The following is a 19,310-nucleotide window of genomic DNA, read 5'->3' as shown; positions in this document are numbered from 1 at the left end:
TTTCGCACAGCGAGCTCGGATAGTTTCCAGGGGAGGCTAGCGACAGCCCTGGCGCGGGTCAACGCTTCGGCGGTGCCGTGCTCTCCCGTACCGTCAGGGTCGTCGCGATCTCCAGCCCGACCTGGGGGGCCTGTTCGCCACGGCCGAGGGTGAGCGCCAGCTCGGTCGCGGCCACGGCCATCTCGGTGAGGGGCTGGTGGACGGTGGTCAGCGGCGGCTCCACCCAGGCCACGACCGGCAGGTCGTCGAAGCCGACGACGCTCAGGTCGTCCGGAATGCGCAGGCCCGCCTCGCGCGCCGCCTGGTACACACCGAGGGCCTGCAGGTCGTTGGACGCGAAGATCGCCGTCGGGCGGTCGGCCAGGGCGAGCAGGGTGCGCGCCGCGGCGCAGCCGTCCTCCCTGGTGAGGCCGGTGTGCACGACGATCTCCGGATCGACCGGCAGGCCGGCGGCCCGCAGCGCCGAGCGGTAGCCGTCCAGCCGGGCCGCGCAGCACAGCTGCTCCTCGGGCCCGCCGATCATCGCGATACGCCGGTGCCCCAGTTCGGCCAGGTGACGGGTCGCGGCCCGGCCGCCGGACCAGTTGGTGGCACCGACGAACGGGACGTCGTCCGGCAGCTCCATGATGGGATCGAAGACGACGAACGGGATGCCCTTGGCGGTGAGTTGCTCGCGTTCGGCCTCGGAGAGCTGCGCCACGGACAAGACGCAGTTCGGGCGCCGGGACACCGTGTCCTCCCAGGCGGGAGCGGCGGTGTCGTGCAACCCGAACTCCGACACCATGACCCCCACGCGGTGCCGGCGGGCCACCCGCTCCACACCCCGGATGATCTCCACCGCCCACATGTCCTTCAGCTCGCGGAACACGAGTTCCACGACGTTGCTGCGGCCCGCTCCGGCCGGTTTGCGGTAGCCGTAGCGGTTGATCAGCTCCTCGACCCGGGCGCGCGTGTCCGCGGACACCCCCGACTTTCCGTTGAGCACCTTGGACACGGTGGGGACCGACACCCCCGCCGACTCGGCGATGTAGGCGATGGTGACGGATTTCGGAGTGCCTTTGGACCTGCCGTCCCCGTCGGCGGGTCCGTCCGCTGTGTAGTCGGCCAAGGTCGCCTTCCCGATCATCGAACCGCTCGCTGTCGGCGTGTCGGACATTCTGGCACCTCTGACCGACCGACCTGTGGCCTTGCACACCTCTTCATGTTAACTTCTCCGCCGCGCGAAACGAAACTTTCTCTCATCGAGCCCAGCACGGTCCCGGCCGCCGACCAACCGGAAGGTGCACGTGATGACGAGGAGACGGACAAGGTTCCTGCCGCGACGGCACCGGTCGTCGCGCCCCCCGCGCAGACTGGCAGCGCTTCTCCTGTCGATCGCCCTGCTCGCGCTGGTGCCGCCCGCCACGGCACAGGCCGCCGGTCCTCCGGCGCCACCGCCCGGTGCCCCGGCCGCCCGGTCCGCGGTGGCGGCCATGCAACCCGGCTGGAACATGGGCAACACCTACGACGCCATCCCCGACGAGACGTCCTGGGGCAACCCGCCCGTGACCCGGGCACTGCTCGGAAAGGTCAGGTCGCAGGGGTTCAAGAGCATCCGCCTGCCCGTCACCTGGGGCATTCACCAAGGTGCCGCGCCCGGTTACACCATCGACCCGGCCTGGATGGCGAAGGTGCGGCAGGTCGTCGACTGGGCACTGGACGAGAACCTGTACGTGATGCTGAACATGCACCACGACTCGTGGATGTGGGTCGACGACCTCGCGACGGACCACGACACCGTCCTCGCCCGCTACACCGCGACCTGGACGCAGATCGCGACGGAGTTCCGTGACGAACCGTCCAGGCTGGTGTTCGAGAGCATCAACGAGCCGACGTTCAGCGGCACTTCCGGTGACGACGAGAACTACCGGCTGCTGGCCGAACTCGACAAGGCGTTCCACGGCATCGTACGAGGCTCCGGAGGCGGGAACGCCAAGCGTCTCCTCGTCCTGCCCACCCTGTACACGAACGCCGACCAGGGCCGGCTCGACGCCCTGGCCGCCGAACTGGCCGATCTGCGCGACCCGATGGTGGCCACGACGGTCCACTTCTACGGCTGGTGGCCGTTCAGCGTGAACATCGCCGGGTACACCCGCTTCGACACCACGTCGGAGCAGGACCTCACCCAGACCTTCGACCGCGCGTACAACACCTTTGTCGCACACGGCGTCCCGGTCGTCATCGGCGAGTACGCGCTGCTCGCCTACGACCACACCCGTCCCGGCATCATCGAACGCGGTGAGGTGCGCAAGTACTTCGAGTTCCTGGGTGACTACGCCCGCGAGCGCGGACTGACCACCATGCTGTGGGACGCCGGCCAGTTCCTGGACCGCGAGACCCTGCGATGGCGGGACCCCGAGCTGTTCGCACAGATCAAGTCGAGCTGGAGCACCCGTTCCGGAACCGCCTCCAGCGACCAGGTGTTCCTCCCCAGGTCGAGCCCCGTCACCAGCCGGACACTCACGCTGAACGACAACGGCACGGACTTCCAGGGCCTGCGGCAAGGCTCCCGGAACCTGGTGAAGGGCAAGGACTACACCGTCTCCGGCAACCGGCTCACGCTGACGGCCGCCGCACTCACCGAGCTGGCCGGCGACCGGGCGTACGGCGTCGACGCGACCCTCGAGGCCAGGTTCTCCCGCGGAGTCCCATGGCGCGTCGACGTGCTCACCTACGACCCTCCGGTACTGTCGAACGCCTCGGGGAACACCGACGGCATGGCGATTCCCACGCGGTTCCGCGGCGACCGGCTGGCGACGATGGAAGCCACGTACGACGACGGCGGCGGCAACGCCGGCCCGGCGAGCTGGACGCCCTACCAGCAGTGGGACGCCGCCTTCTCGGCGTACACCGACGACTCCGTCAAGCTGACCTCCGGCTTCGTCAAGTCGCTGAGGGACGACTCCCCGGTCACGCTCACCTTCCACTTCTGGAGCGGCACCACGGTGACCTACCACGTCGTCAGGACCGGCGGTACGGTGACCGGCACGGCAGCCTGACCGCTGCGGCCGCGTGGGCTGACGACTGCCACCGCTGCGGACCGTTCAGTGGGCCGTCCAGCCGCCGTCGAGGACCAGTGAGGTACCGGTGACGAAGGACGCCTGCGGACTGCACAGGTACGCCACTGCCTCGGCGACCTCCTCCGGCTCGATGAGCCGTTTGACGGCACTGTCCTGGAGGAGCACCTCGGACAGCACACGCTCCTCGGGGATGCCGTGCGCCTGTGCCTGGTCGGCGAGTTGCCTCTCGACCAGTGGGGTGCGCACATATGCGGGGTTCACGCAGTTCGAGGTGACGCCGTGGGACGCGCCCTCCAGGGCGGCCGTCTTGGACAGGCCCTCCAGGCCGTGTTTGGCGGCCACGTACGCCGACTTGTAGGCGGAGGCGCGCAGTCCGTGGACGGAGGACACGTTGACGATCCGGCCCCATCCCTGTCCGTACATGTGCGGCAGGGCGCCGCGGATCAGCCGGAAGGGCGCCTCCAGCATCACCGTCAGTACGGTGTGGAAGGTGTCGGGCGGGAACTCCTCGATGGGGCGTACCAGTTGCAGCCCGGCATTGTTGACCAGGACGTCGGTGCCCGCCGCGGCGTGTTCCGCTGCGTCCAGGTCGGTGAGGTCCAGCACCTGCGGTTCGACGGTGCCCGCCAGGTCCCGGGCCCGCTCGGCCAGGGCGTAAAGGCCCTTCGCGTCCCGGTCGACGGCCCTGACCTCGGCCCCGGCGGCCGCCAGCCGCAGCGCGCAGGCTCGCCCGATGCCGCCCGCGGCGCCGGTGACGAGGGCGGTGCGGCCGCCGAGGTCCAGGGAAAGGGCATGAGGGGCGGGCGGGATGCCGGGCGAGGTCATGAACCCACCCTAGGCGGCGTCCGACCGCGACCGCACATCAGTGCAAGGTGGCGTCGGACGCCATGGGGTCGAACCACGTGGGTGCGTCGTTCATGGCCTGCTTGATCCGGAACAGGCCGAACTCGTGGAGCTCCGGCAGAGCGTCCACCTCGAACCAGCCCACCTCGAGCGACTCGTCGTCATTGACCCGCGCCTCGCCGCCCACGGCCCGGCAGCGGAAGGTGATGTCCATGAACTGGCAGACGTCACCGTTGTCGTAGGTGATGGGGTCCAAGGCCTGTACGAGGACCACCCGTTCGACGACGCAGTGCACCGCCGTCTCCTCGTGGACCTCCCGCACCGCGCAGACCGCCGGCTGCTCACCCGGATCCGGGATGCCGCCGATCACGGACCACTTGCGGGTGTCGGACCGGCGGCCCAGCAGCACTCTGCCCTCGTCGTCGAAGACGATGGCGGTGACCCCGGGGAGCCACAGCAGCTGCTGACCGGCACTGGCCCGGAGCGTACGAATGAACTCAGGAGTTGCCATGGCCCGACCCTAGGGCCTGTCCGGCGGATCAGGTCGCAGGGCACGGGCGGTGCCTCATCGGCGCTGGTGAGCGGGGCGAATGGGGGTGCCCCCGCGCGAGCTCATTCGAGCGTGGGGGAGCGTCCGGCTGCAAGGCGGAGGAGGGCGTCGACGCGATGGGGGTCCCCCCGCGCGAGCTCGTTCGAGCGTGGGGGAGTCGGCAACCGACGACAACGCCGGTGGGGGCACCGCCCGCTCGAGCGAAGCCGAGAGTGGGGCAGGGCGTGCCAAGCCCCGCGTCTGCGGCATGATCCGCCGGACAGGCCCTAGCGAGCCGGTTCGGCCCGCTCCGGTTGTTCCGGCCCGGCGCACCGCCGGGGTACGGCTACACGTCGGCGGCGCGCCGACCGCGCACACCGGCCCCGATCGCCCAGCCGAGCCCGCCCGCGGCGACGATCACCAGGGCGATCTCGGGGAGGATGCCCAGCCGGGTGGCAGGTGTCTCGGTGGTGCGCAGCGGCACTTTCTGGACCAGGTAGGCGGGCACGAACATGCCGGTCCTCTGGGTGATCCGCCCGTCCGGCATGATGATCGCACTGACACCGCTGGTGACCGGCACGGTCACCGTCCGGCTGTGCTCGACGGCACGGATACGGGACATCGCGAGCTGCTGGTAGGTCATCTCGCTGCGGTCGAAGGTCGCGTTGTTGCTGGGCACGGAGATCAGCTGCGCGCCGTCGGTGACCTCGGACCGTACGGCCCAGTCGAAGGCGGCCTCGTAGCAGGTGACGAGGCCGACCTTGGCGCCGTGGATGTCGAACACGCCGGGCTTGGTGCCCCGGCTGAAGTCCTGGCGGACCATGCTGGTCCAGTTCTTGTTGATCGCCCCGATGAGCGACCGCAGCGGGAGGTACTCGCCGAACGGCTGGATCTGCCGCTTGTCGTACGTCTGGGTGGGCCCCTTGGCCGGGTCCCACAGGATCTGCTCGTTGTAGAGCTTGCCGCCTCGCTCGACGACGCCGCCGACCGAGATGGGGACGCCGACCTCCCGGGCCGCCTGGTCGATCTCGATGGCCGCGTCGGCGTTGGCGAACGGATCGATGTCGGAGGAGTTCTCCGGCCACAGCACGAAGTCCGGCTTGGCGACCTTGCCGGCCTTGATGTCGGCGGCCAGCTTCTTGGTCTCGCGGGCGTGGTAGTCGAGCACGGCGCGCCGCTGGGCGTTGAACTCGAGACCGGAGCGCGGAACGTTGCCCTGGATGACCGCGACGGTCGCGGTGCCGTCCTCGGCCTTGTCGCTCACCAGCGGCCGGGCGACGACCGCGCCCACCACGGGCACGGCCACGCTCAGCAGGGCGGCGGCAGCGGCCCCGCGCCGCACCGCACGGGTGCGCCGGCCCTCGACGGCCAGGCGCCCGGCCTCGTACAGGCCGAAGCCGCACAGCACCACCGCGAAGCCGAGCACCGGGGTTCCGCCGACAGCGGCGAGCGGCAGGAAGACGCCGTCGGCCTGACCGAACGCGATCTTGCCCCAGGGGAAGCCGTGGAACGGTACGCGCGCGCGTATCGCCTCCCCGGCCGTCCATACGGCGGCCGCCCAGACCGGCCAGGCGGGCAGCCTGGACACCGCGGCGACGCCGACGCCGACCAGTGCGACGAAGATCGCCTCGATGGCGACCAGCGCGAGCCAGGGCCCGGGACCGACCTCCACGCCGGTCCACACCAGCAGGGGAAGCAGGAAGCCGAGCCCGAAGAGGTAGCCGAGCCCCAGGGCGGCCTTCCAGCCGCGGCCGCGCAGGGCCCAGGCGAAGCCCGCGAAGGCGGGAAGTGCCAGCCACCACAGAGTGCGCGGCGGGAAGCTGAGGTAGAGGACCACTCCACACAGCGCTGCGGTGGCGGCCGGGATCAGACGGGCCGGCCGGCGGCCGAGCCAGGTGGACGGGGTCCGCGGCTGCAGCTGGTCGGGCTGGTCCACGGAAGTTGCGGTGACGGTCACTCCGGGAGTGTACGGCGGACCACATTGACCTTGACAGGACGGTCCGGCGGGCGACGCACGACACACCTACGGTCAGGAACCGCATCTTTCCTGTCCAACTCATCCACAAAAGGGTCATCAGCGGCTACGGTGTGCCCAGCCTCTGTCGTGTGGCCCTGTCGTGGCCCGGCGGCCGGGGTCTGCCACAGGCCGGGGGGCCGGGTACGGGGGCGGGTTCGGGGGGCGAGGGTTGGGTTCCACGCAGACGGCGTCCGCTGCGGGCGCGGAGGCGGACAGCGGCAGGCGAAACGTTTCCGACGCGGCGGGCGTGATCATCCTGGGGGGCTGCGCCGTATGGTCCCTGATCAGCGCGGCGGCGCATGACGGCCGACCGGAGGGCGTGCTCCTCGCGGTGCTCGCCGTGGCCGCCGGCTACGCCTCCGGCCGGATCAGCGGCTCGCTCCTGCCGGTCGCGGCGCCCTGTGCGGGGGCCCTGGCCGGGCTCGGACTGACGGTGACCCTGCCGCACCTCGCCGCCGGACCCGAGGTCAGCACCCCGCTCGGCCACGCCGGTGCCGCCGCGGCGCTGCTGACGCTGGCCGCCGGAGCCGCCTGCTGCGCGGCCTGGGCCACTCCCGCACCGGCACCGCGGTTGGCACTGCGGCTGCTGGCCATGGCCATGGCGGTGACCGGGGCCGCCGTGGGCTCGGCCACCGGATGCATCGTCAGCGGCGCCGTACTGCTGTGCTCGCTCGCCGCCGCCCGGCTGCGCTCCCGGGGCCCCGGCATCGTGGCACTGGCCCTGACGGCGGCCCTGGTGACCGGAACGGTATGGACCCTGACCGGGAACTTCCTGTCGGGCGGGCCGGCCACCTCCCTCGAGGGCCGGCTCACCGCACACCGCGTCCGGTTGTGGCGCGACGCGCTGCACCTGGCCCACCGGGACCCTGTCCTGGGGGTGGGGCCCGGCCGGTTCGGCGAGCTGAGCCCCACCGCGTCCCAGGCGCTCTGGCCCGACGGAAAACCGCACTCGGCGCCGTTGCAGCAGGCCGCGGAGCAGGGGCTGGTCGGGGTGCTGCTGCTCGCGGCGGCGTTCTGCTGGGTGCTGTTCGCCCTGTGGCGCTCGCCCCGCTCGACCCCGGTCGTGCTCACCGCGGGCGCGGCCCTCACCGGGCTCGCCGCGATCGCCGCGATGGGCGACGCGCTGAGTTTCACCACGGTCTCGGCGGGCGCCGGACTACTGGCCGGACTGGCCACGGCCCGGCCGCTCGCACCCGACGGCCCGGCGGGCGCCCCGGACACCCGGGTACGGTGACCGGGCGAGTCGATGGCGGCGGGCTGCTCCCGGGTGACCGTGCCGAGGCGGTCGGGGTCAGTGGGCCCTGCGCGGGGTGACCGCGCGAAGCCGGTCGCGGATGACGCGTACCGCCGACTCCGCGTCGTCCACGGTGACGGTGAACGTATGGCCGTCCCACAGCCGCAGCACGATCCCCTCACCCCGGCGCACCACGACCGCGGTGCCCTTCTCGGGCCGCCAGCGGTACCCCCAGCCGCCCCAGTGCCGCGGGGTGACATGGGCGGCGAACTCGGCGCCGGCCACCTGGGACAGCGGGATGCGGCGGCGCGGCAGGCCCATGTGGCCGCAGCGCACCTCCAGGCACTCCCGGTCGACCTTCAGGGCGACGTGCACGAACGCGAGGGTGCCGAAGAGGACCAGCAGCCCGGCGGCGATGCACCCGACCACGGACATCGCCAGCGGGGCGACGCCGGACGTCCAGGTGGAATCCACGGCCAGTTCGATGCCGAGCGCGAGACAGGCCGCGCCGACCAGGGCCAGCAGCCACTGGACGCGGTTGGTGGCGCGCCCGGTCCACACGTCGGCGTGGTGCGCGCTCTCGTCGTGGGTGTGGTGCCTCATGCCTATGAGACTACTCAGGTTTCGCTGCGCGGGTACCGCGTCGCACAGCGTGACCGGCTTGCGTGCCCGGCTTGCGTGCCCGCATGGCGGGCCGGAGGAGTCCGGCCCGCCGTGACGGGTCAGCGAGCCGGGGTGACGGCCTGCAGGAGCCGCCCTTCGGCGTAGTTCAGCGCGGGTTCGGGCAGCGCGCCCTCACGGCCGCTGAGCAGCACCGTCAGTGTGCCCTCGGCCGGGGCCCCGGGGGGCGGCTGGGCGCCGATCCGGCGCAGCGCCTGGGCGGCCACCGCGCCGGCGGAGCCGTGCAGGACGAGCGGTGCGGCGCCGGGCTGCTGCACCGCGCTGCGGATGCGTTCCGCCACCAGCTCGTAGTGGGTGCAGCCCAGCACGACGGTGGTCACGTCGTCCGGGGTGAGTCCGGCGGCCGCGGCGACCGCGGCGTCGATGGCGGCCTCGTCCGCGTGTTCGACGGCCTCGGCCAGCCCCCAGCAGGGCACCTCGGTGACGGGCACGCCGCCGGCGAAGTCCTCGATGAGTCCCCGCTGGTAGGGGCTGCCCGTGGTGGCCGGCGTCGCCCAGATCGCGACATGGCCGCCGCCGGCCGCGGCCGGCTTGATCGCCGGGACCGTGCCGATGACCGGGATGTCCGGTTCCAGGCGCAGCCGCAAGGCGGGCAGGGCGTGCACGGTCGCCGTGTTGCAGCCGATGATGAGCGCGTCGGGCCCGTGCGCCGCGGCGGCCTCGGCGACGGCGAGCGCCCGGCGGGTGACGTCCTCGGGGGTGCGGGGCCCCCAGGGCATGCCGTCCGGGTCCAGGGAGAGCACGAGGTCCGCGTCGGGTCGCAGGCGCCGTACCGCGGCGGTGGCCGCCAGCAGCCCGATTCCGGAGTCCATGAGCGCGATCTTCACCCGGCCACGATAGACGATGCGCCCTTGAGGGTCCCTCCCGTGGGGCAGACTGCGCGCGTGAGCGCCATCGCGTGGACCGCCGTCGTATCCCTCGCCGCCTGGCTGTGGTTGCTGCTGTGTCAGGGCTTCTTCTGGCGCACGGACGTCCGGCTGCCGCCCCGCCGGGACCCGGAGGTGTGGCCCCCGGTCTGCGTCGTGGTACCGGCCCGCGACGAGGCCGCCGTCCTGCCGGGCAGTCTGCCGTCGCTGCTGGCGCAGGACTATCCCGGGCGGGCGGAGGTCTTCCTGGTCGACGACGGCAGTTCGGACGGCACCGGCGAGCTCGCCCGCGAGCTGTCCCGGCGCCACGGCGGACTGCCGCTCACCGTCGACTCCCCCGGTGAGCCGCCCCCGGGCTGGACGGGCAAGCTCTGGGCGGTCCGTCACGGCATCGCCCTGGCACGCGCGCGTGAACCGGAATACCTGCTGCTGACGGACGCGGACATCGCGCATGCGCCGGACAGCCTGCGGGAGCTGGTCGCGGCGGCGCGCACGGGCGACTTCGACGTCGTCTCCCAGATGGCCCGGCTGCGGGTGGAGAGCCTGTGGGAGCGGCTGGTGGTGCCCGCGTTCGTCTACTTCTTCGCCCAGCTGTATCCGTTCCGGCGGATCGGCGTACGGGGTGCGCGGACGGCGGCCGCCGCGGGCGGCTGTGTCCTGCTGCGCGCGGAGACGGCCGAGCGGACGCGGATCCCGGACGCCATCCGGCACGCCGTCATCGACGACGTGGCACTGGCCCGCGCGGTGAAGGCGGGCGGCGGCCACATCTGGCTGGGCCTGGCCGACCGGGTGGACAGCGTGCGCCCCTACCCGCGGCTGCACGACCTGTGGCGGATGGTCTCGCGAAGCGCGTACGCGCAGCTGCGGCACAGTCCGCTGCTGCTGCTCGGTACGGTCGCCGGGCTCGTCCTGGTCTACCTGGTGCCCCCCGCGGCAGTGGTGGCGGGCGCGGCGGCCGGGAGCACGGCGGCCGTGGTCACCGGCGCGGCGGCCTGGCTGGTGATGACGGCGACGTACCTCCCGATGCTGCGTCATTACCGGCAGCCGCCCTGGCTCGCCCCCCTGCTGCCTTTCACCGCGTCGCTGTACCTCCTCATGACGGTCGATTCCGCGGTACAGCACTACCGGGGACGCGGCGCGGCCTGGAAGGGCCGTACGTACGCCCGGCCTGACGCCGTGCCGGACGAGGGCTGACGCCGCCGGACCGCTATTTGCGTCCGGGCGTCCAGTCCATGCCCCATCCGTAGGCGCGGTCGACCGTCCGCTGCGGGCTCACCCCGTACTCCGGTACGAGATAACGGGCCTCGCGCCGGACGATCAGGTCGCCTCCCGTGTTGGTGATCAGGGCGAGTGCGCACACGGTCGAGGGGACCGTGCACTCGTCGAGCGAGAACTCGATCGGGGCGCCGTGCTGGGGCCGGAGGGTGACCGCGGCGTGCAGGTCGGCGAAGGAGTCGGCGCCCTCGTAGACGGTGACGAAGACGAGGATGCGCCGGAAGTCGCGCTGGTGGTCGAGGTTGATGGTGAGGTTCTCGCCGGCGGTGACGGCGCCGGTGCGGTCGTCGCCGTCGAGGTGGATGTACGGCGGCCGGTGCAGCGATCCGAAGGCGTTCCCGAGGGCCTGTACGACCCCCTTGCGGCCGTCGGCGAGTTCGTACAGGGCGCACAGGTCGAGATCGCGGTCCGCCGCGCCGCCCCGGCCGGCCCGGACGGGGAACCGTTTGCGGGTCTGCCAGTTGAGGTTGACCCGCATGGCGCCGGAGGTTCCGCCCTGCTTGGCCAGGGAGACGGTGGGGGCGGCCTTGGTGAGCGTGACCTTGGTGAGCCGCACTGGCGGGGCCGCGGGGGCCGGCTGGGGCGGCGCGGTGACCGGCGGGGCGGTGGGCATCGGCGGGGCGGCGGGCGGCGCCGGATGGCGAGGCGGGGCCGCCGGGGATGCCGGGGCGGGCGGAGCCGCGGCACGTGCGGCGGCGGGCCGCGCGGGATGCTGAGGCTCGTCCACCGTGATGCCGAAGTCCGTGGCCAGCCCTTCCAGTCCGCTGCTGTAGCCCTGGCCGACGGCGCGGAACTTCCAGCCTCCCTGGCGCCGGTAGAACTCCCCGAGGACGAAAGCCGTCTCCACGGTCGCGCCCGGGCTGTCGAAGCGGGCGACCACCGTGTCCCGGCCGGCGTCCCGGACCTCGATGTAGAGGCCGGGCGCCTGCCCGAACGTACCGCCGTCCGCGGAGGCGGCGAGGACCACCCGCTCGATGACGTCCTCCACGCGCGCGAGGTCGACGAGAAGTGTGTCGGTCACCCGGTCCCCGGCGTCCCGCTTGCCCTCGTGCCGGACCGAGCCGGAGGAGTGCGCGGGCTGGTTGTAGAACACGAAGTCCCCGTCGGAACGGACCTTTCCGACCGCGAGAAGCAGCGCCGAGGCATCCACGTCGGGGACGCCCGGTCCGTGGCGCCAGCCCAATTCGACACGCAGGGCCGTCGTGGGCACCGGCGTATTCGATCCTTTCGCCATTGACATGTCCGCCCCCATCACGGTTCACCGCCGGGCCGTGTCCCGGCCCGGCGCTCGGCATCGCCGGCTCATCCCTGCCCGTCAACCTGTTCGCGGGGACGGCGAACACCATGATGGGCACGGAAGATCGAGGTCAACCATCGGTAACCGGCCCGGAACTCGGCCTTTACAAGATCGATGCCTCGAGTGGCGTCCTATTTTGCCGAGTTCGCTCGGATTGGGGATGCCGGGTCACCACCGACACGAAAAACAACCCTCTTATCGGTCTCCCCAACCAGCACATCGTGGGCTTAACTTATGTGCCATGACCTCCCCCCGCTCCACTTATGGTGGCGGCTACTACTCCGCCTCCTTCCCGGACACTCCGATCTACGACTCGCTCGTCGCCGAGCGGGGTACCCCGCAGATCGCGCCGATCCGGGTCCCCGCCGCGTACGACTCGGGCAGCCACCTGCCCGCGCTGCCGTCGGCACTCCCCGCGCTCCCCTCGGGCCCGTCCCAGCAGGCCCCCGCCTACGGCTATCCGCAGGCGCAGCAGCCCGCTCCCCTGCAGCAGGCGCCCACGGCGTACATCCCGCAGCAGGCCACCGCGCCGCGCGGCTACCCCGGCGCGCAGCCGCAGCAGCCCCGGCCCATGGCCCAGGGCACCGGCTACGAGGCGATGCGCCCGGCGGCCCCGCGGCCGGCCGCTCCGTACCAGGAGCCGTACAACAACCAGCAGTACCGCGGTTACTGACGGCGAACCCCGGTTGTCGGTGCCGCCTGGCACCATGACGTCATGGGGAATGCCGCACTGAAGTCGATCCACATCCATCCGGTCAAGGCGTTCCGGGGCTTCTCGCCCCGGGAGGCGCTGGTGGAGCCCTGGGGGCTGGCCGGAGACCGCCGCTGGACGCTGGTCGACGACGGGGGAAAGGTCGTCACACAGCGCGAACAGCCGCGCCTCGCGCTTGCCGCCGCCGAACTCGCTCCCGGCGGCGGCGTTCGTCTGTCCGCACCCGGTAGGACTCCCCTCACGGTGCCCGTGCCACGGCCGGTGGACACGGTCACGGTGAACATCTTCGGCACCAAGGTGGAGGCCGTCCCGGCCGAGGAGGCCGCGGACGCCTGGTGCTCCGGGTTCCTCGGGACCTCCGTCCGCCTCGTCCACATGGACGCCCCGGCCACCCGCCGTCCGGTGGATCCGGACTACGCCCTCCCGGGTGAAACGGTGAGCTTCGCGGACGGCTATCCGCTGCTGGTCGCCACGACCGCCTCCCTGGACGCCCTCAACTCCCTGATAGCGCGGGGCGGGCATGCCCAAGAGGGTCCGCTCCCCATGAACCGCTTCCGGCCGAACGTGGTGGTGGCCGGCACGGAAGCCTGGGCCGAGGACGACTGGTCGCGCATCGCCATCGGCGAGGTGATCCTCCGGGTCGCCAAGCCCTGCGGGCGGTGCGTCGTGACCACGACCGACCAGGAGACCTCCGAGCGCGGCCGGGAGCCCCTGCGCACCCTGGCGCGTCACCGCCGGTCCGGCAGCGCGCTGGTCTTCGGCCAGAACCTGGTGCCCCTGTCCTCCGGCACGATCCGGGTCGGTGACCCGGTGCGGATCCTGGAGTGACGGACCCGGATCGAGCTCGTGCCGCCGGACGGGAACCGGAGGGCCGGGCCGGGTCGTTGGGGGACATGAGAAGTTCATGAACGGTCCCGGTCGCGGTCCGAGGTGACGTTGATCTCTCTTCGACCGGGTCCGCGGGTGCACGGCTCCGCGGGGGTCTATCACGGAGCGGGAAGGGGGTGCGTGACGGTGCGGGTAATCGGCGGACTCTGGCGCTGGCGGAAGAATCCGCTGCGTCGCACGACCGATCTGGTCGAGGCCTGGCTGGCCCTCGTCGCCCTGCTGCTGATCGTGGTGGCCGCGCCCGTGGTCGGCTCGCTCGTCGGCGCCGTGGCACAGGACTCACTGCAGCGGTCCGTCCGCGCCCAGCACGAGTCCCGTCACCTGGTGACGGCCACGGTGACGCGAAAACTGGACCGTGCGCCGCTGGACCCCGAACCCGACACCACGGCGCACGACATACGCACCCGGGTCGTGGCCGCCTGGACGGCCCCGGACGGCACCCGGCGGCACGACACGGTCCTGGCGCCCCTGAAGTCCCCGCACGCCGGGGAGCACTTCCGGCTCTGGACGGACCGCCACGGGCAGCTGATGACCCGCCCTCTGGACTCGGCGACGGCAACCACGCACGCCGTACTCGCCGGGCTGGGCGCGGCGATGCTGACGGTGGGAGCGGTCGAGAGCGGAAGACGGCTGGTCCTCTGGCGCATGGTCCGCCGCCGGTACGCGGGCTGGGACCGGGCCTGGGACCGGGCGGGTCCGGACTGGGGCAAGGCCGGCACCGGCAGCTGACGGCCTTCCGACTGTGGTCAACCCACTGCCCGCCCGCACGCTACGGTGGACCGGCTGACGCATTCGGCATCGACCCGCGCGCGCGAGCTACAGGGGCAGCGCCCCGCAGGCGAACGAGCCATCAGTACGACGAGGTGGGGGCACAGCAACGCCATGGCACAGGGCACGGTCCAGGTGACGCACACCGGCACATCGAGGTGGCGGCGCCGCACGGGTGAGTACGCTTCGCTCGCCGCCGCCCTGGAGGCCGCGGCCGACGGCGACGTCCTCACCGTCGCCCCCGGCACCTACCGGGAGAACCTCGTCGTCCAGCGGGCGGTCACGCTGCGCGGCCCGGAGGGCTCGCCCGGCTCCGTGCGCATCGCACCGCCGGACGGTGTGCCGTTGACCCTGCGCGCCTCGGCGGTGGTGCGCGACCTGCACGTCGAGGGGCAGGACGCGGCCTCCCCCGCGCTGCTCGTCGAGGAGGGCACGCCGGAGCTGACGGACGTGCGGGTCGTCACCCGGTCCGCCTCGGGGATCGAGGTGCGCGGTGGTGCCCGGCCGACCGTGCGCCGCTGCACCGTCGACAACCCGGCCGGCGTCGGCATCGCCGTACTGGACGGCGGGAGCGGGGTGTTCGAGGAGTGCGAGGTGGTCGCGGCCGGTCAGTCGGGCGTGGCGGTCCGCGGCGGCGGACACCCCCGGCTGGAGCGCTGCCGGGTGCACCACGCCTCGGGCCCGGGTCTGACCGTGACGGGCGACAACTCCTCGCTGGAGGCGGTCGGCTGCGAGGTGTACGAGGTCCGGGGCTCGGGTGTGCAGGTCACCGCACGGGCCACCGCGCACCTGAGCGACTGCGATGTGCACCGCACCACGGCGGACGGCGTCACGCTCGACACGGACGCCGTCGTGACCCTGGCCGACTGCCGTATCCACGACATCCCGGAGAACGCGGTCGACCTGCGCTCCCGCTCGGTGCTGACGCTGACCCGGACGACGGTGCGTCAGTTCGGACGCAACGGCCTGTCCGTGTGGGACCCGGGCACGCGCGTGGACGCCAACCAGTGCGAGATCTTCGACAGCACGGGCGACTATCCGGCGGTGTGGGTGAGCGACGGTGCCACCGTGGTGCTCGACTCCTGCCGGGTGCACGACGTCCCGGACGCGCTGTTCGTGCTGGATCGCGGCTCGCGTGCGGACGTGGTGGACAGCGACCTGTCCCAGGTGCGCAACACGGCCGTGTCGGTGAGCGACGGGGCGACCGCGCAGCTGGACGACTGCCGGATCCGGGAGGCGGCGACCGGTGCCTGGTTCCGCGACCACGGCAGCGGCGGCACGCTCAACAACTGCACCCTGGACGGCACCCAGACGGGCGTGATCGTCACCAAGGGCGCCGACCCCGTCATCGAGCGCTGTACGGTCGACTCGCCCGCGGAGGCCGGCTTCTACGTGTCGGCCGGAGGCCGGGGCAGCTTCCTCGGCTGCCGGGTCACCGGCAGCGGCGGGTACGGCTTCCATGTCATCGACGGCTGCCGTACGACGCTGAAGAAGTGCCGTACCGAGCGGTGTGCGCGCGGCGGCTACGAGTTCGCGGACGGCGGGCCGGACGCCGCGCCCGGCAGCGGTCCGGTCGTGGAGGACTGCACCAGCGACGAGAGCGCGGGGCTCAGACCGCCCGCGGCGGGCGAGCCGGCCGTGCAGACGGCGAGCCAGACCCCCGGCCTGCTGGGCCTGCTGCCCGAGCAGCGGGCCGGCGACCCGCCGGCGCCGTCGGCGCCGTCGGCCGCTCCTGTCGCGCCGGAGCAGCCGGCCCGCACCTCCAAGGCCGTGCTGGGTGAACTGGACGCGCTGGTCGGTCTGGACAGCGTCAAGCGCGAGGTCCGCGCACTGACCGACATGATCGAGGTGGGCCGGCGACGGCAGGAGGCCGGTCTGAAGGCGGCTTCCGTCAAGCGCCACCTGGTCTTCACCGGGTCCCCCGGCACCGGCAAGACCACGGTCGCCCGGCTCTACGGCGAGATCCTCGCCTCCCTCGGCGTGCTGGAGAAGGGTCATCTGGTCGAGGTCTCCCGGGTCGACCTGGTCGGTGAGCACATCGGCTCGACCGCGATCCGCACCCAGGAGGCCTTCCAACGGGCGCGCGGCGGTGTGCTGTTCATCGACGAGGCGTACGCCCTGTCACCTCAGGACGCCGGCCGGGACTTCGGCAAGGAGGCCATCGACACCCTGGTGAAGCTGATGGAGGACCACCGGGACGCGGTGGTGGTGATCGTCGCGGGTTACACCGCGGAGATGGAGCGCTTCCTCTCCGTCAACCCCGGTGTCGCCTCCCGCTTCTCACGGACCATCACCTTCGGCGACTACGGCCCGGACGAATTGCTGCGGATCGTGGAGCAGCAGGCCGACGAGCACGAGTACCGGCTGGGGCCGGGCGCGGCGGAGGCCCTGCTGAAGTACTTCACGGCCATTCCGAAGGGTCCCGCGTTCGGCAACGGCCGTACGGCGCGGCAGACCTTCGAGGCCATGGTGGAGCGGCACGCGAGCCGGGTGGCCCAGCTCGCCGAGCCGACCACCGACGATCTGACCCTGCTCTACGCCGAGGATCTGCCCGAGCTGCCCTGAGGTTCGCCGGGTGTGGGCCGCGGGCCCGGTACCCCGGGGCCCAGCCGGGCCAGCAGGAGCGCCCGTTCCTCGGCGAACACCGGGTCGGCCTGGTAGTCGGAGTGGCCGAGCAGGGGCGCGGGCAGCGGGTGCTCGACGGTGCGGCCGTAGGCGAGGGGGTCTTCGAGCGGGGCGCGGTCGACGGCGGGGCCGCGGTCGCCGGTGAGGCGGACCGGGCCGCCGATGGGGTCGGTGAGCCGGTAGAGGTTGCGCCAGCAGGCGACCTCCCGGTGCAGGGCGGCGAGGGCGGCTGGGCCGAAGTGGGCGGGGAACCAGCGGCCGTACAGGCGCTCCAGCGGGGAGCCGTAGGTGAGCAGGGCGATCCGCGCCCGCGCGGCGGGGGGCAGCTGCCAGGCCGCGGCGGCCGCGAGCACACTGCCCTGGGAATGCCCGGACAGCACCAGACGTCCCCCGGTGCGCCGGGTCCAGGTGGCCATCCGCCAGGTCAGGTCCGGGACGGCGCGCTCGGCGTAGCAGGGCGGGGCGAACGGGTGGGCGGCGCGCGGCCAGAAGGTGCCGACGTCCCACAGGATGCCGATGGTGCGCCGGGCCGAGACGTCCTTGTAGGCGCGCCGTCCCCAGGTGGCGAACAGCAGGAGGCCGAGGCCGGCCAGCCAGGAGCCCAGGGCCTGCGAGGTCTCGGCGGCGGCCCGGACCATCTCCGGGGCCCGCTGTGCGGCCTCGCCGGGGGGCCGGTGGGTCGCCTGGGCGCCGGCCAGGGCCGCGGCGCCCAGTAACAGGGTGGCGGTGGACAGGACGCCGACGACCAGGGGCGCCCGGTCGGTGAGGGTGGCCGTCGCCAGGGCCCGTGCGATACGCCGGGTGCGCGCCGGATCCTCGGGTTCTGCCCGGTGCTCGCGCTCGATCCGGCTCCGTTCGGCGCGGGCGAGCCGACGGGTGCGCAGGACCGGCCGGACGGCCGACGCCGACAGCACCAGCAGCAGGGCCGGGACCGCGGACACCTGCCACGCCAGCGACGCGGGCGGGCCGTCGACGGCGGCGCCGGTGCCGTCCAGCCAGTCGGCCACGCGCCCGGCGACACCGCCCGAGACGACGCCGCCCAGGGCACAGGCGAGCAGCGCGACCGCCGGTCCGCCGAGGCCGCGCAGCGCCGCGCGCGGATCGGGTGCCGTGCGGTGCAGCAGGTGCGCCACCCCACCGAGTGCCACGACCAGCAGGCCCTGGGTCAGGGCGAGTCCCCCGAACACGGTGTCGCCGGGCAGCCGCCCGGCGGAGTTCCAGCCCGGCCGGGACCAGCCGGTGTACAGCAGGGTGAGGCCGAGCAGGAGCAGGGCCCCGAGCGGCAGACGCCGTACGAGGTGCTCGTCCAGTTCCTGGTCGAGGCGGTTCTCGCTGCGGCCCCGGCGGCAGACCACGGCGACCGCTGCCACCGCCCAGGCGAACAGCGCCACCGCCAGCGACCGTCCCAGCGTCTCCAGCACGGCGGGCCCGTCGGACCGGTGGTCGAAACGGGCCGCCGGGAGCAGCACCGCCGCGGCGACCGTCAGCAGGCCCGCGGCGGTGTGCGCGGCGCGCAGCCGTGCCACGAGCCTGCGCCCGTACCAGAAGCCGGGGCGGCCCAGCGAGGTGGGGTCGGTCTCCTCGTCGGGCTCGGGCTCGGACTCGGGCCCGCCGGACTCAGGCTCAGGCTCGGACTCGGGCGAGCGGTCGAGTGGCTTCTGCGACTCGTACGCGCTCCAGGTGCGGTGCGAGAGGTACCAGAGCAGGGTGGTGAGGGCGGTGGGAAGCAGGGCGGCCAGGGCCAGCCGTCGTCCGGGCCGGCTCCACCAGCCGTCGCCGGAGAGGGCCGGCGAGAGGAAACCCAGCCAGGTGTGCCGCCGGGCGCAGGGGCTGGTGCCCGCGCACTGCCAGGCCGTCAGGTCGAGGGCGACCTCGCAGGCCGCCGCCACCAGCAGCACGGTCAGGGTGAGCCCGGCGAGCCGCACCAGCAGCCCGTAGAGTCGCACCGCACGGGTCCGGCCGGGCGCGGCGGGGCGCATCCAGTGGGCGAGGTTGACGATCATGAAGGGAAGCAGCAACAGCCACAGGGCCCGGGTGCCGTTCCCGGAGGTGAGGTTGCACCAGACGTACGCCTCCGGCACGGCCCTGCCGGGGGCCGCCGGGTCTCTGCGCGGCACCGGGGTCCTCGGCGTCGACGTCCTCGGCGCGCCGGAAGACGGCCGCCGTGTCGTCACCGGTGATCCGCACCGTGCGCGGGTCGCCGAGCATCTTCGCGGGTGTGGTGCCTCCGACTCCGTGGAACCAGGAGTTCCAAGGCGGCAGCGCGTTCCTGTGCACGTTCCACTATTCGTACTTCCCCCGCGACGCTCCGATGGCATGTGTCCGTGCATGTACCAGGATCACCGCTTGCCATGTGATGTACACCACTTCGGCCGGAAACTCCCTCGATCCGTGGGGACCGCGGCGATGAGCATGATGTCCGAATGACATGTGCGCGTCGGTGCGGTAGTGGCGCCACCGGGGCTCTCCCGTGACAAGATGGGACGCCCGCGCATCGGGGACGGACGGAACGTCCT

General features: G+C 72.8%; 14 protein-coding genes and 1 pseudogene. 7 read left to right on the top strand and 8 right to left on the bottom strand.

Features of this window, described 5'->3' with window-relative positions; all coding sequences use genetic code 11:
• Positions 1 to 58 precede the first annotated feature (58 nt).
• Entirely contained in the window at positions 59 to 1,156 is a 1,098-nt protein-coding gene (locus ACFY0F_RS08485; RefSeq protein ID WP_388790816.1) for a LacI family DNA-binding transcriptional regulator, read from the bottom strand.
• Between the two features lie 133 nt (positions 1,157 to 1,289).
• Here ACFY0F_RS08485 and ACFY0F_RS08480 point away from each other — a divergent pair, with 133 nt between their 5' ends.
• Positions 1,290 to 3,038 carry a cellulase family glycosylhydrolase gene (locus tag ACFY0F_RS08480; protein ID WP_388790814.1) on the top strand — a complete coding sequence of 583 codons (1,749 nt, stop codon included), beginning with the start codon at positions 1,290 to 1,292 and terminating at the stop codon, positions 3,036 to 3,038.
• Positions 3,039 to 3,083: 45 nt separating this feature from the next.
• Here ACFY0F_RS08480 and ACFY0F_RS08475 read toward each other — a convergent pair whose 3' ends face one another.
• The 3 genes from ACFY0F_RS08475 to lnt form a co-directional block, all read right to left on the bottom strand.
• Entirely contained in the window at positions 3,084 to 3,884 is an 801-nt protein-coding gene (locus ACFY0F_RS08475) for a 3-hydroxybutyrate dehydrogenase (protein WP_388790812.1), read from the bottom strand.
• 37 nt (positions 3,885 to 3,921) lie between these two features.
• Entirely contained in the window at positions 3,922 to 4,413 is a 492-nt protein-coding gene (locus ACFY0F_RS08470; RefSeq protein WP_388790810.1) for an NUDIX domain-containing protein, read from the bottom strand.
• 364 nt (positions 4,414 to 4,777) lie between these two features.
• Positions 4,778 to 6,388: an apolipoprotein N-acyltransferase gene (lnt, locus tag ACFY0F_RS08465; protein WP_388790808.1), complete on the bottom strand. Its 1,611-nt coding sequence runs from the start codon at positions 6,386 to 6,388 to the stop codon at positions 4,778 to 4,780.
• Positions 6,389 to 6,695: 307 nt separating this feature from the next.
• On the opposite strand from lnt, the gene ACFY0F_RS08460 reads away from it, so the two are divergent.
• Positions 6,696 to 7,682, top strand: coding sequence for an O-antigen ligase family protein (locus ACFY0F_RS08460; RefSeq protein ID WP_388790806.1), 987 nt, complete (start codon positions 6,696 to 6,698; stop codon positions 7,680 to 7,682).
• A 57-nt stretch (positions 7,683 to 7,739) separates the two neighbouring features.
• Here the strand turns inward: ACFY0F_RS08460 and ACFY0F_RS08455 are convergent, their stop codons facing one another.
• Both ACFY0F_RS08455 and ACFY0F_RS08450 read right to left on the bottom strand, forming a co-directional pair.
• Positions 7,740 to 8,285: a hypothetical protein gene (locus ACFY0F_RS08455; protein ID WP_388790804.1), complete on the bottom strand. Its 546-nt coding sequence runs from the start codon at positions 8,283 to 8,285 to the stop codon at positions 7,740 to 7,742.
• 119 nt (positions 8,286 to 8,404) lie between these two features.
• A complete protein-coding gene (locus ACFY0F_RS08450; RefSeq protein WP_388790802.1) occupies positions 8,405 to 9,190 on the bottom strand; it encodes a glutamate racemase in 786 nt (261 codons plus the stop codon).
• A 57-nt stretch (positions 9,191 to 9,247) separates the two neighbouring features.
• Here ACFY0F_RS08450 and ACFY0F_RS08445 point away from each other — a divergent pair, with 57 nt between their 5' ends.
• Positions 9,248 to 10,423: a glycosyltransferase gene (locus ACFY0F_RS08445; RefSeq protein WP_388790800.1), complete on the top strand. Its 1,176-nt coding sequence runs from the start codon at positions 9,248 to 9,250 to the stop codon at positions 10,421 to 10,423.
• 13 nt (positions 10,424 to 10,436) lie between these two features.
• Here the strand turns inward: ACFY0F_RS08445 and ACFY0F_RS08440 are convergent, their stop codons facing one another.
• A complete protein-coding gene (locus ACFY0F_RS08440; RefSeq protein ID WP_388790799.1) occupies positions 10,437 to 11,738 on the bottom strand; it encodes a TerD family protein in 1,302 nt (433 codons plus the stop codon).
• Between the two features lie 304 nt (positions 11,739 to 12,042).
• On the opposite strand from ACFY0F_RS08440, the gene ACFY0F_RS08435 reads away from it, so the two are divergent.
• The 4 genes from ACFY0F_RS08435 to ACFY0F_RS08420 all read left to right on the top strand — a co-directional run bounded on the left by ACFY0F_RS08435 (position 12,043) and on the right by ACFY0F_RS08420 (position 16,734).
• Positions 12,043 to 12,474, top strand: a complete 432-nt coding sequence (locus ACFY0F_RS08435; RefSeq protein ID WP_388790797.1) for a DUF6643 family protein — start codon at positions 12,043 to 12,045, stop codon at positions 12,472 to 12,474.
• Between the two features lie 42 nt (positions 12,475 to 12,516).
• Positions 12,517 to 13,341: an MOSC domain-containing protein gene (locus ACFY0F_RS08430; RefSeq protein WP_388790795.1), complete on the top strand. Its 825-nt coding sequence runs from the start codon at positions 12,517 to 12,519 to the stop codon at positions 13,339 to 13,341.
• Between the two features lie 186 nt (positions 13,342 to 13,527).
• On the top strand, positions 13,528 to 14,130 hold the full coding sequence (locus ACFY0F_RS08425; RefSeq protein ID WP_388791327.1) for a hypothetical protein: 603 nt from the start codon (positions 13,528 to 13,530) through the stop codon (positions 14,128 to 14,130).
• A gap of 153 nt (positions 14,131 to 14,283) precedes the next feature.
• The gene (locus tag ACFY0F_RS08420; protein WP_388790793.1) at positions 14,284 to 16,734 is read left to right on the top strand and encodes a right-handed parallel beta-helix repeat-containing protein; all 2,451 of its coding nucleotides are present in this window, start codon (positions 14,284 to 14,286) and stop codon (positions 16,732 to 16,734) included.
• Here the strand turns inward: ACFY0F_RS08420 and ACFY0F_RS08415 are convergent.
• Positions 16,704 to 19,078 (bottom strand): annotated as a pseudogene (locus ACFY0F_RS08415) (hypothetical protein). The gene ACFY0F_RS08420 and the pseudogene ACFY0F_RS08415 overlap by 31 nt on opposite strands.
• Between the last annotated feature and the right edge of the window lie 232 nt (positions 19,079 to 19,310).

This window comes from Streptomyces sp. NPDC001544 (assembly GCF_042894285.1).
Classification (GTDB): Bacteria; Actinomycetota; Actinomycetes; order Streptomycetales; family Streptomycetaceae; genus Streptomyces.
Note: the sequence above shows the minus strand (reverse complement) of the source record. Positions and strands in the feature narration are given on the sequence as shown.